Source organism: Microbacterium sp. MMO-35 (assembly GCF_037147555.1).
In the GTDB taxonomy this organism is placed as follows: Bacteria; Actinomycetota; Actinomycetes; order Actinomycetales; family Microbacteriaceae; genus Microbacterium.
In genome coordinates, this window is record NZ_JBBCVH010000006.1 from 146,154 (window position 1) to 158,412 (window position 12,259).

Consider the following 12,259-nt stretch of genomic DNA (forward strand, 5'->3'; position numbering starts at 1 on the left):
CGGGTCGCTGCGCGAGCGCACCACCCCGGGGGAACCGCGCCGGCGCGCGCGGAGGGACAATGGATCCATGAGCAGCAGAGACGCGGTCATCGTCGCCGCGCGCCGCACCGCGGTCGGGATCGGCAAGCCCGAGCGCGGGGTCTTCAGCGTCGTGCATCCGGTCGACCTCTCCACCCACCCGATCCGTGCGGTGCTCGCCGAGACCGGAGTGGATCCGGATCTCGTCGACGACGTGATCTGGGGCTGCGTGTCGCAGGTCGGGGAGCAGTCGTTCAACGTGGGGCGCAACGCCGCCCTCGCCGCGGGATTGCCCGAGCAGGTGCCGGGAATGACCATCGACCGGCAGTGCGGCTCGTCGCAGCAGGCGATCCAGAGCGCCGCCGCCGCGATCATCGCCGGCTACGCCGACATCGTGGTCGCGGGTGGCGTCGAGGTCATGTCCCGCGTGCCGATGTTCTCCAGCGTCGCGGGTCAGGACCCCTACGGTCCGCTCATGCACGAGCGCTATCCGGATCTGGGCAACCAGGGTGTGGGCGCCGAGCTCATCGCGCAGAAGTGGGGCCTCACGCGCACCGACCTCGACGAGTTCTCGGTGCGCTCGCACCAGCGGGCGGCGGCGGCGACCGCCGCCGCACTGTTCGCGGACGAGATCGTCCCCGTGGCGACGGCCACGGGAATGGTCGCGACCGATCAGGGCATCCGCGCCGACTCCTCGGTCGAACGGCTGGCGACGCTCCCGACGCCGTTCCTCGAGGGCGGGGTGGTGACCGCCGGCAGCGCCTCGCAGATCTCCGACGGCGCGGCCGCCGTGCTCATGATGACGAGCGCCCGCGCCGCCGAGCTCGGGCTGGTCCCCCTCGCCCGCGTGCACAGCGTCGCCGTCGTCGGATCGGATCCGATCCTCATGCTCACCGGTCCCATCCCGGCCACGGCGAAGGTGCTGGAGCGCGCCGGCCTCGGCATCGGCGACATCGGCGCCTTCGAGGTGAACGAGGCCTTCGCCCCGGTCGTGCTCGCCTGGCTCGCGGAGACCGGAGCGGATCCTGCTCTCGTCAATCCGCGCGGCGGGGCGATCGCCCTCGGGCATCCCCTCGGCGGATCCGGCGCGCGCCTGGCCACGACCCTGCTGCACCACATGCGCCAGAACGGGATCCGCTACGGCCTGCAGACGATGTGCGAGGGTGGCGGCATGGCGAACGCGACGGTGTACGAACTGGTCTGAGCGGCAGGTTCGCGGCGGCTCAGGACTCGATCACGCTCGGCCCGTCGGGGGTCGTGCGGACGGTGATCTGCGCCGGGATCTGCTCCTGCATCGCCTCGACGTGGCTGATGACGCCGACCGTGCGGCCTCCCGCGCGCAGCTCGTCGAGCGTGCGCATGGCCACGTCGAGCGTCTCCCCGTCGAGGGATCCGAAGCCCTCGTCGATGAACAGGGTGTCGAGCTGGATGCCGCCCGCACGGGCGGTGACGACCTCCGCCAGCCCGAGGGCGAGGGCGAGCGAGCCGAGGAACGTCTCGCCGCCGGAGAGCGACTGGGCGGGCCGGGTCTGGCCGGTGAACGCGTCGAACACCACGATGCCGAGGCCGGACGCGGCGCCGCGCGCGGCGCGGGCGTCGCTGTGCTGCAGCTGGTAGCGCCCGGAGGACATGTCCGCGAGGCGCAGATTCGCGGCCGCGACGATTTCCTCGAGCTCGGCGGCGAGCACGAAGGTCTCCAGGTTCATCCGATACGTGTTCGCCCCGCGACCGGCGACGGCGTCGGCGAGCTGCTGCAGGACCTCGTGCTCCTGCGCCGCTGCGGCGCCGCGCGCGTGCTCGGCCGCGGCGGACTCGATCAGGGATCCGAGCTGTGCGGCGGTGACGCGGGATCTGCTCGCCTCATCCACCGCCGACGTCCAGGCCGCGCGCGCATCGGCCTCTGCGCGCTCGTACGGCGCGAGGTCGATCGGCTCGTCGGGAAGAGTGCGCAGCTCCAGGTCGAGCAGGATCGCCCGCTCCTTCGTGCGCTCGGCGGCGTGCGCCGTGATCCGCTCCTCGAGCGCGGCCTGATCCGCGGGGCTGCGCAGCGCGGCTCCGACGGCCGTGGCGTCGTCGAAGGGCGACGCGATCAACGCCTCCTGCTGCTCGGCACGCGCGACCGAGGCCGCCTCGGACCGGGATTCGCGCTCCGCGATCGCCGCCGCGAGTGCCTGCGCGGCGGCGATGCGGACGGCCGCGTCGTCGAGCCGCGCGGCGACGGTGGTGAAGGCGCCCCGCGCCTGTGCGACGGACTCCTGGGCGGAGGCGAGCACCTGACGGGCAAGGGCGAGGCGCTCACTCGCCTCCGCGTGACGGGCGGACAGCCCGGCGATCGTCGTCTCGAGGCGGTCGGCAGAGCTCCGCAGCTCGACGAGGCGCTGGTCCGCGTCCGCACGGGCCGTCTCCGCGGCAGCGGCGGCATCCCGCTCCGCGCGCGCCGCCGCGAGCTCGGACTCCGCCGTCTCCACGGTGCGCCCGTCGGCGCGTACGGTGGCGGCGGCCAGGTCGGCGTCCCGTGCGGCCAGCGCCTTCGTGGCCGCGCGCACGAGCTCGGCGGCGCGCTCCCGCGCTTCCGTGGCCTCGGCGACGTCGCCCTGCGAGACCGGATCCGCGTGCACGGCCGGGGCCGGGTGCTCCGTGGATCCGCAGACGCTGCAGGCCTCGCCCGGGCGCAGGGCCTCGGCGAGCTCCCCCGCCATCCCCGCATCGCGACGGCGCCGCAGGTCCGCGGCGTGCGCGAAGGCCGCTGCGGCCTCCTGCTCACGATCGGCGACGATCCGCTCCGCGTCGTTCCGCGCCTCGGTGAGCGCGGCGACGTCCCGGGCGCCCTGCAGTCGGGCTTCGGCCTGTGCCACCACGGCATCGAGGTCGGCCCGGCGGTCGGCCCGCCGCCGCAGGTCGTCGCGCTCCGCGGTCAGCACCTCGATCGCCTCGGGCAGCGCCGCGCGTTCCCGATCGCGGAGCTCCTGCTCGCCGGCGATCGCCTCGGCCTCGCGTGCCCCGGCCGTCACCGCGGCCTCGTGCGCATCGAGCTGCGCCTCCGCCTCGGCCGCCTGCTGCCAGGCGCCGCTGGATCGGGTGAGGTCGGAGGCCCACGTACGCAGCGCATCCGCGGCGGAGCCGCCCGGCGCCTCGGCATCGGCCGCGGCGCACGCCCGCCAGGAGTCGCGGGCTGCGGCCTCCGCGGCGGCCGCAGCGGCCGAGGCGGCGGCGGTGCGCTCCGCCGCGCTCAGCACAGGGCGCAGCGCCTCCGCAGCCCGGGCGTCGTCGAGCGTGCGCCGATCCGCGGCGATCCGGTCGGCGGCAGCGTCGAGCACGACGAGCGCGGCGCGGGCACGATCCCGCTCCGTCTGCGCCTGCTTCTCCTCACGGGCCGAGGCGAGCGCGGCGGTCGCCGCGCGGTGGGCGGCCTCGGCGAGGTCGCGCTCCTGACGGCGCTGCTCCTCGCGGTAGTCGGCCCGCGCCCTGGCCCGGCCCAGGGCCCCCAGCCGCTCGTCGAGCGAGGAGGCCACAGACTCGCTCCCCGGAAGGTCCGCTTCCCCCTCGAGGCCGCTCTGATCGGCGCCCTGCAGCCCGTTCTCCGCGACGAGCTTCTCGGCCTGCTCGACGCGAGCGCTCACGCTCGCCCGACCCGCGCCGAGCGCCTGCTCCGACGCGCGACGGCGGTCGTCGAAACGATTCTGATAGTCCTCGAACCGGCCGGTGCCGAAGAGACGCCGCAGCAGCGACTGGCGTTCCCGGCTGTCGGCGAGCAGGAACCGCGCGAACCGCCCCTGCGCGAGCAGGATCACCTGGAGGAACTGCTGGAGGTTCAGCTGCAGGATCTCGTCGAGCGCGTGCGCGACGTCGACCTCGCGCGCGGCCCGGCCGATCCACTCCCCGCCGACGAGCTCGTCGAGCGCCACCGCCGACGCCTGCTTGGTCAGACCGCCGCCGCGCTTGGCGGGGCGCTGGTACTCGGGCGAGCGCGTGACCCGGTATCGGCCGGAGACGGTGCTGAACTCCACGACGACCTCGGTCGGATCCGCGGGTTCGCAGTGATCGCTGCGCAGGCGCTTCTCACCGCCCTCGTAGCGGGGCACGTTGCCGTAGAGACCGAAGCAGACCGCGTCCAGGATGCTCGACTTGCCCGCCCCCGTGCGACCGCCGATGAGGAAGACGCCGTCCGCGGCGAACGCGTCGAAGTCGATCGTCTGACGCCGCAGGAACGGGCCGAAGCCCTCGATCTCGAGACGATGCAGCTGCACTAGACGAGCGCCTCCGCCCGCGTGCGGTCGTCGAGCACCTCGCGGATCAGCTCCTGCTCCTGCGGGCTCGCCCCGGTGCCGCCGCGCACATGGGCGAGGAAGGCGTCGATGCGCTCCTCGTCGGTCGCCGCGGTGCGCAGCCGTTCGGTGTAGGAGCGCTCCTCGACCGCGGCCGTGCGCAGGGGCTCGTGCTGCACGAGCGCGCAGAACGGGAACCTCTCGCGCAGGCGGCGCATGGGCTCGGTCTGCGGCAGGTCGTCGGTGTAGACCGCGCACACCCAGTCGTCGGCGTGCGCCGCGACGTTCTCCGGCGAGAGGATGTCCGCGAAGGATCCGGTCAGCGTCACGAGCCGGCGCGGCACGGGCAGCTCCAGCCATCGCGCGTCGACGGCGCCGTCCGCCGCGAGCTCGATGAGCCACGAGCCGCGGGGCTTGTGCTGCTCGCCGAAGCTGTAGTGCAGGGGCGCCCCGGCGTACCGCACACGATCGGTGAGCGCCTGCCGCCCGTGGATGTGCCCGAGCGCCACGTAGTCGACGCCCTCGAACAACGACACCGGCACCATGTCGATGCCGCCCTGGCGGATCTCGCGTTCGAGCCCCGTGGTCGCGTCGACACCGGCGGCGAAGCAGTGCGCGATCACGACCGTGCGGCCGGGGTGCTCCGCCATCCCGGCGCGCACGAGGCCCATCGCGCGCGCGAGCGTCTGCGCCTGCGTCCGCAGCGGCCGCCCGTCGTCCTCGGTCGCGCCGGCAGGCTGCGGCGACGCGGGCTTCTGAAGGGCGGGCTTCTGGAAGGCGGGCTTCTGGAAGGCGGGCTTCTGGAAGGCGGCATGCTGCCGGACGATCGCGGGCTCGAGGTACGGGATGCCGAAGAACCGCACGGGTCCGTCCGCGTCCTCGATCGTGATCGGCTCGCCGATGCCAGTCGGATCCGTGACGACATGGATCCCCTCGCGCAGCAGTCGCGCCTGGAAGCCCAGCCGGGCCGCGGAGTCGTGGTTGCCGCTGGTCACGATCACCCGCGCGCCCGTGGCGTGCAGGGCGACGAGCGTGTCGGTGAGCAGCGTGTAGGCGGGGGCGGACGGGGTCGCTGAATCGAACACGTCGCCGGCGACGACGACCACATCGACGTCGTTCTCCCGCACCTGCGCGACCAGCGCGGCGAGCACCTCGGCGAGCGCTTCCAGGGTGGCGTGCCCGTGGAAGGTCCGGCCGATGTGCCAGTCCGAGGTGTGCAGGATCTTCATGCCCTCAACGCTACGGACGGGGTCCGACATTGCGCCCGAGGCGTGCCGGGAGGCGGCCGCAGAGCCGCGACGACGGGTCGAAGCCGTCCGCGTAACACAACGTCACACACGCCGCGCGGGGCGATAAGGCTCAGCGCACGCGCAGCAGATCGGCCCGCTCGGGATGCGCGTCGAACCAGTCCGCGACGTACCAACAGACCGCGTCGATGCGTCGGTCGCCGCGGTGCGCGATGTCGTCGACGGCCCCCGCGACGAGCACCGCGGCATAGCCGGATCCGCGGAAAGACGGGATCGTGAAGGCCCTCGTCAGCGCCATGGTGCGCCCGTCGTCACGGTAGTCGAGCACGCTCACCAGCACGCCGTCGCGCGTGAGCGTGTAGCGCGACGCGTCGTCCTCGCGGGTGAGCACGAACCGATCCGAGTCTGAAGAGATCGCCACCGTCCCACGCTAACCGCCGACGCGCGGAGGCGGCTCGTTTTGACATTGTTGGTCACCGTCGGTAATAATCGGCCCCATGACCACCAACGCACGCCCCATGTCCGCCCAGGAGGCGAACGGGACGACCGGGATGATGATGCCCGGTTGCGTTGGCATGTGTTGCCGAATGTGTCGCTGAAGCCACAGAACTCTGTCTGACTCGCTCGTCGTGATCTTCGCGGGCTGAGTCTCGAGCACCCATCCGCGTGCTCGTTCCTCCGGCTCGCCGGTCTCTTCGCAACACTCTCCGAGTCTCCGACCGACTCCTTCCTTTCAAGGACCCATCATCATGTCGAACACCGCCCTCCTCGAGCGTCCCGTCACCGCCGCCCCCGTCGCCGCCCCGCGTCTGCACGCCGTGCCGCGCACCCAGATCGACGCCCCGGCCCCCACGGTCGACGCCCCGCCGGCCCGCTCGCCGCGCGGCTTCGCCCTCTACGTCGGCATCGACGAGCTCAAGGCCGCCACGAACGGCGTGAGCCTCCCGCTGCTCGTCGACGCGCTGCGCCGCACCCTCGCCGAGCTCGCCCCCGACGCCGAGACCCACGCCACGGTCGCCCTCGCCCCGCAGGGCACCGGCGGGCGCGACCTCGACGTCGTGCGCCTCGCGCTGCACGAGCCCGGCGCGATCGCCCGCTCCAAGGCGGAGGCCGAGGAGCGCGAGCCGGAGGACGGCGGCGGCGTCGTCGTCGACATCTCCCGCAAGCGCGTGCTGATCGACGGCGACTCGGCCGCGTTCACGTACAAGGAGTTCGAGCTGCTGCAGTACCTCGTGCTGCGCGAGGGCTCGACGATCGAGCGCAGCGAGCTCGTCGGGGCGCTGTGGCAGACCTCCGACGAGGAGGCCCCCGGCGAGCGCACCATCGACGTGCACGTGCGCCGGCTGCGCGCCAAGCTCGGCCGCTACGAGGACATCGTGCGCACCGTCCGCGGCGTCGGCTACCGCTTCGACCGCCACGCCGACGTCGCGATCCGCTACGGCGTGGGCACCCCCTCCCCCGACCGGTTCTGAACCGGGCGGTCCCGCGGGATCCCGCCGACCGCACGGGATCCTGACGACCGCACGGCTTTTCGACGCAGAGGTCCGGTGCACTCGGCGACTTCTCGTGCGCTCGACGGCTCCGGCGCGATCGGCAAACGCCCCGAGGATCCGGATCCTGAGCGCCCCTGTCGGCCGCCGGATCTAGGGTGTTCCCATGACCCTCGCCGCGGATCCCGCCCCGCGCGCGTGGACGATGCGGGAGACCTCGTACCGCCCGCGCGCGCCGCTCGATCTGCACGAGACGGTCGGCATCCTGCGGCGCGGGCCGAAGGACCCCACGGTCGTCCGCGACGGATCCGTGATCTGGCTCGCGCTGCGCACTACGGCCGGGATCGCCACGCTCGCGCTGCGACCGGCGTCGGGCGAGGTGCGCGCGAGCGCCTGGGGGCCCGGGGCCGACGCCGCCCTCGACCTCCTGCCCGCACTGTGCGGAGCACTCGACGACCCGGAAGGGTTCGACCCGTCCGCGCATCCCCTGATCGCCGCGACCGCGCGGCGCAACCCCGGTCTGCGCCTCACGCGCACCGGCGCCGTGTTCGACGCGCTCAGCGGCGTGATCCTCGAGCAGAAGGTCACCGGCCTGCAGGCGTACGGCGCCTGGCGTCTGCTCGTCACGCGCTTCGGCGACCCTGCGCCGGGCCCCGTCCCGCGCCCCATGACGGTCGCCCCCGATGCCGAGGGCTGGCGCCGGATCCCCTCCTGGGCCTGGCATCGCGCCGGCGTGCAGCCGCCGCAGTCCCGCACCCTCGTGCGGGCGGCCGAGCGCGCGCCCGGCCTCGAACGCGCCGTGCTCGCCGCCGGCGACGGCGCCGCCCGCGACGCCGCGCTGACGAGCCTGCCCGGGATCGGGCCCTGGACCGCCGCCGAGACCCGGATCCGCGCCCTCGGCGATCCCGACGCCGTGAGCGTGGGCGACTACCACCTCGCCCACGAGGTCGGCTTCGCGCTCACCGGTCATCGGACCGACGACGACGGCATGCTGGCGCTGCTCGCGCCGTGGGCCGGCCACCGGCAGCGGGTCGTGCGGCTCATCCGTCTGAGCGGCGCGGCCGAGCCCCGCCGCGGCCCGCGCCTCGCTCCCGAGGACCACCGCACCCGCTGACCCCGGGCGTCCGCGCCTTCCTGATCCCGCGCTGCGCCGTCGCCCGGTCCTGCGACGATCGGCACACGCTGTGACGATCAGCGCAGGAGAGCGCCGGATCCGTGTGCCGATCGCGACGAGGTGTGCTGATCGTCGCACGCCGGGGACCGCAGCGACTGTCGCCCGCTGACCCCCCGGGCGTCAGGACGGCTCAGTGCCAGACGGCGAGCGGCCCGTCCGGCCCGTCGATCACGCTGACGGGGGTCTCGAACACGTCGGTGAGCACGTCGCCGCGCATGATGTCGGCGACCGGGCCGAACGCGACGACCTCGCCGTCCTTCATGGCGCAGATCCGGTCGGCGTAGCGGGCGGCGAAGTTGATGTCGTGCAGCACCACGACGACGCTCTTGCCGAGCTCGTCCGAGATGCGCTGCAGGTGCCGCATCATGCGCACGGCGTGCTTCATGTCGAGGTTGTTGAGCGGTTCGTCCAGCAGCACGGTTCCCGTGTCCTGCGCGAGCACCATCGCGACATAGGCGCGCTGCCGCTGCCCTCCGGAGAGCTCGTCCAGGTAGCGCTTCTCCAGCTCGCCCAGTTCGAGGAAGTCGATCGCCCTGCTCACGACCTCCTCGTCCGCGCGCGTGAGCCGGCCGCGCGAGTGCGGGAACCGGCCGAAGCCCACGAGCTGGCGCACGGTGAGCCGGGTGACGAAGTGGTTCTCCTGGCGCAGGATCGACACGACCGTGGCCAGGTCCTTCGACCGCGTGGTGCCCACGTCGAAGCCCGAGATCCGAATGGATCCCTCGTCCATCCCGAGCAGCCGCCCGATCATCGTGAGCAGCGTCGACTTCCCGGCGCCGTTCGGGCCGATCAGCGCGGTCACGCCCCCGGCCGGGATCTCCAGGTCGACCGGGCCGATCGCGACCTCGTCGCCGTAGCGCTTGCGCACCCCCGCGATCGAGATCCCGGATCCGGTCCCCTCCGCATGCTCGCGAGACCGAACCCGCGTCCCGAGACCCACGATCTCATCGTCGGTCTCGGGAGCCGGATTCGGTCTCGCGGTTCCGTCGGCGGCGTTCATAGACGGCCCTTCCTGAGGAGGACGAGCAGGAAGACGGATCCGCCGACCAGCTCGATGATGATGGAGACGGCTCCCTGCGCCGAGAAGACGTGCTTCAGCACGAAGTACGCGCCGCCCAGCACGACGACGGCGGTGAGCACCGCCACGGGAAGCACGAGCCGGTGGTCGTGGGTGTCAGCCCATTGGTACGCGAGGGTCGCCACGAGGAAGCCGAGGAACGTCATCGGCCCGACCAGCGCGGTCGAGGTGGCCATCAGCACGGCGACGAGGAGCAGCACCCGGAGCTGCTCGCGGCGATGGCCGACGCCCAGGGCGTTGGCGGCGTCGGGGCCCAGCGCCAGCACGTTCAGCCGGCGCGCACGCGTGAACAGCAGGGTGGACGCGGCGAGGCACAGCGGGATCGCGAGCGGCAGGTAGGACGCGTCGGCGTTCGCCACGCTGCCGAACAGGCGGGCGGCGAGCACGTCGAACTCGCTCGGGGTCAGCAGCCGCTGCATGAACGTCGACACCGCGCCGAGCCCGCCGCCGATCACGATCCCGATCAGCAGCATCACGTGCATGCTGCCGTGCCGCCCCGAGAGCAGCCATCCGTAGAGCGCGACGGCGAACCCGGTCATCAGCACGACCTGCAGCGCGAACTGCGGGACGCCCTGGAGCGCGGTGACCCCGGCCGCGCCGAGGACGAACACGGCCGTGGTCTGCACCGCCGTGTAGAGCGACTCGAACCCCATGATCGAGGGGGTCACGATGCGGTTGTTCGCCGCCGTCTGGAACGCCACGGTCGCCGTGGCCTGCGCGATCGCGACCACCAGGATCACCAGCACGCTCGTGACCCGCAGCTGAACGATGCGCCAGAAGCCGGCGGTGCCGAACGGCACGGGGTTGCCGTGCACGAGCAGCCCGATCAGCGACGCCGCGGCGAGCAGGGTGAGCACGGCGATCACCAGGACGTACCGTCGCCTCGCCCCCGCGGTCGGGAACGCACCCGACGTGCGCCCTGCCGCCGCTGCGGTTCGCGCCGGCACAGCGGCCAGCACCTCAGCCACGGGGACGCTGTCTCAGGATCAGCACGATGAACACCGCGGCTCCGACGAGGCCCAGCACCAGCGACACCGGCACCTCGAACGGCATGATGATCGTGCGTCCGATGAGGTCGCACACGGTGACGAGGCCCACGCCCAGCAGGCACACCCAGGGCAGGTTGCTGCGCAGGTCGTCGCCGCGGATCATCGACACCACGTTCGGCACGATGAGCCCCACGAAGGGCAGGTTGCCGACGACCACGGTCACCACGCCCGTGGTCGCGGCGATGAGCACCGTGCCGAGCAGCACGACCCGGCCGTGGTTCAGGCCCGCGTTCGTCGCGATCTCCTCCCCCAGCCCCGCGAGCGTGAAGCGGTCGGCGACGACGAAGACGACCGCCCCGACGACCGCCACGATCCAGAGCAGCTCGTACTGCCCCCGCAGCACCGACGTGAAGCTGCCGGCGAACCACACCCCGAGCGTCTGCAGCGTGTCGGTCGCGAGGGCGAGATAGGTCGAGACGGATCCGACCACCGCGCCCAGCATGATCCCGACGATCGGCACGATGAGCGAGGAGCGCAGCGACACCCGCCGCAGGAACGCGAAGAACACCAGGGTGCCGGCGAAGGCGCAGAGGACCGCCCCGAGCATGCGCAGCGGGATGCTCGGATGCGGGACGAGGATCGAGACAGCGAGCAGGCCGAGCCCGGCCCACTCCGTCGTGCCGGTGGTGGTCGGCTCGACGAAGCGGTTCTGCGTGAGCATCTGCATCACGAGGCCCGCCATCGCCATCGAGGCGCCCGCGAGCACGAGCGCGGTCGTGCGCGGGATGCGCGTGATCGCGAACATCTCTGCGCCGTCGGCGGATCCGGTCACGTCGTAGACGCCGACGAACAGCGACAGGACCAGCAGGCCCGCGACGACGACGGCTCCGACGAGCAGCGCGGGGTCGAAGAGCCGCGCCCGACGGCCGACCGGACGCAGGGTCCGGCCGGCCGTCGCGCGCGGGCGAAGAGTCAGCATGCGCTTTCTCCTGCGTCGGTCAGCTCTTCTTCGCGCTCTTCTCCAGAGCGTCGGCGAAGGAGTTCAGGAACGTCGTGTACGTCTGGATGCCCTCGTTGAGGTAGGTGTCGGTGGGCATGTAGACGACGTGCTTCTGCTGGATCGCGGTGACCGAGGCGAGCGCCTGGTTCTTCTCCAGGATGTCGGCGGCCTGCACGTAGGAGGGGTCGTCCTTCGCGAACACCGCGTCGCGGTCCATCACGAGGATCCAGGACGGGTTCGACGCGGCGATCGCCTCGACCGAGATGTCGTCGCCCTTGTGGTTGTCGTCCGCGCCCTCCACCTGCAGGGCGGGCGTGAGACCGAGGATGTCGAACACCGGGCCGAGCGTGCGGCCGACGGTCGGCGCGAGGTAGCCGATCTTGCCGCCCGAGGTGGTGACCGCCATCACGCCGGATCCGTCGTAGGCCTTCTTGGCGCGCTCCGCGGCCGCCTCGAAGTCGGAGACCAGCTTCTTCGCCTCCTTCTGCTTGCCGAAGACCTCGCCCAGCACCGTCACCTGACGCTTCAGCTCGGCGTCGAACGGCTTGCCGTCGCGCGGGTCGAGCTCGAGGATCGTCGCATCGGGGACGAGGGCGGCGAGCTTGTCGTGGTGCTGGGTGAAGCGCTGCCCGTTGACGATGACGTCCGGCGCCACGGCGACGACCGCCTCGAGGTCGGGCTCCATGTGGGTGCCGAGGTCGACGATGCTCTTGTCCTTGACGTAGGAGACCGTCTCCGGCATGAGGGACACGGCCGCGGCGGTGACCGGGATGCCCCAGTCCGCGAGCGTCTGGAACGTGCGGTTGTCGGTGGCGACGACCGACGCCGGCGGCGTGGCGATCGTGTGCTTCCCGTTGTTGTCCTCGACGGTCACGGTGCTCGCCTTCGCGCTCTCCGTGGGCGCGGAAGCGGGGCCGGAGGCGCAGCCGGCGAGGGCGACGACGGCGGCGAGGCCGAGCGCGGTGGCGGTGAGGATCCGAGGCACGGACATGGAGATG

At 72.7% G+C, this 12,259-nt stretch carries 10 protein-coding genes; 3 read left to right on the top strand and 7 right to left on the bottom strand.

The window, feature by feature from the left end:
- Positions 1–67 precede the first annotated feature (67 nt).
- A complete protein-coding gene (locus WFJ01_RS13920; RefSeq protein ID WP_336629368.1) occupies positions 68–1,222 on the top strand; it encodes a thiolase family protein in 1,155 nt (384 codons plus the stop codon).
- A gap of 19 nt (positions 1,223–1,241) precedes the next feature.
- On the opposite strand, the gene WFJ01_RS13925 is transcribed toward WFJ01_RS13920, so the two are convergent.
- From WFJ01_RS13925 to WFJ01_RS13935, 3 genes are all read right to left on the bottom strand, one after another.
- On the bottom strand, positions 1,242–4,265 hold the full coding sequence (locus WFJ01_RS13925; RefSeq protein WP_336629369.1) for an SMC family ATPase: 3,024 nt from the start codon (positions 4,263–4,265) through the stop codon (positions 1,242–1,244).
- A complete protein-coding gene (locus WFJ01_RS13930; protein WP_336629370.1) occupies positions 4,265–5,512 on the bottom strand; it encodes an exonuclease SbcCD subunit D in 1,248 nt (415 codons plus the stop codon). Before WFJ01_RS13930 ends, WFJ01_RS13925 begins: the two co-directional genes overlap by 1 nt.
- A gap of 130 nt (positions 5,513–5,642) precedes the next feature.
- The gene (locus WFJ01_RS13935; RefSeq protein WP_295035426.1) at positions 5,643–5,951 is read right to left on the bottom strand and encodes a GNAT family N-acetyltransferase; all 309 of its coding nucleotides are present in this window, start codon (positions 5,949–5,951) and stop codon (positions 5,643–5,645) included.
- Between the two features lie 328 nt (positions 5,952–6,279).
- Here WFJ01_RS13935 and WFJ01_RS13940 point away from each other — a divergent pair, with 328 nt between their 5' ends.
- The gene (locus tag WFJ01_RS13940; RefSeq protein WP_336629371.1) at positions 6,280–7,002 is read left to right on the top strand and encodes a winged helix-turn-helix domain-containing protein; all 723 of its coding nucleotides are present in this window, start codon (positions 6,280–6,282) and stop codon (positions 7,000–7,002) included.
- A 184-nt stretch (positions 7,003–7,186) separates the two neighbouring features.
- Positions 7,187–8,134: a DNA-3-methyladenine glycosylase family protein gene (locus WFJ01_RS13945; RefSeq protein ID WP_336629372.1), complete on the top strand. Its 948-nt coding sequence runs from the start codon at positions 7,187–7,189 to the stop codon at positions 8,132–8,134.
- Between the two features lie 190 nt (positions 8,135–8,324).
- On the opposite strand, the gene WFJ01_RS13950 is transcribed toward WFJ01_RS13945, so the two are convergent.
- From WFJ01_RS13950 to WFJ01_RS13965, 4 genes are read right to left on the bottom strand one after another with little or no spacing between them, the layout of a single operon-like run.
- Entirely contained in the window at positions 8,325–9,194 is an 870-nt protein-coding gene (locus WFJ01_RS13950; RefSeq protein WP_336629373.1) for an iron ABC transporter ATP-binding protein, read from the bottom strand.
- The gene (locus tag WFJ01_RS13955; protein WP_336629374.1) at positions 9,191–10,240 is read right to left on the bottom strand and encodes an iron chelate uptake ABC transporter family permease subunit; all 1,050 of its coding nucleotides are present in this window, start codon (positions 10,238–10,240) and stop codon (positions 9,191–9,193) included. The genes WFJ01_RS13950 and WFJ01_RS13955 overlap by 4 nt, the downstream gene beginning before the upstream one ends.
- Positions 10,233–11,240 carry an ABC transporter permease gene (locus tag WFJ01_RS13960; RefSeq protein WP_336629375.1) on the bottom strand — a complete coding sequence of 336 codons (1,008 nt, stop codon included), beginning with the start codon at positions 11,238–11,240 and terminating at the stop codon, positions 10,233–10,235. Before WFJ01_RS13960 ends, WFJ01_RS13955 begins: the two co-directional genes overlap by 8 nt.
- 19 nt (positions 11,241–11,259) lie before the next feature.
- Positions 11,260–12,252 carry a siderophore ABC transporter substrate-binding protein gene (locus WFJ01_RS13965; protein ID WP_292885520.1) on the bottom strand — a complete coding sequence of 331 codons (993 nt, stop codon included), beginning with the start codon at positions 12,250–12,252 and terminating at the stop codon, positions 11,260–11,262.
- Positions 12,253–12,259 lie beyond the last annotated feature (7 nt).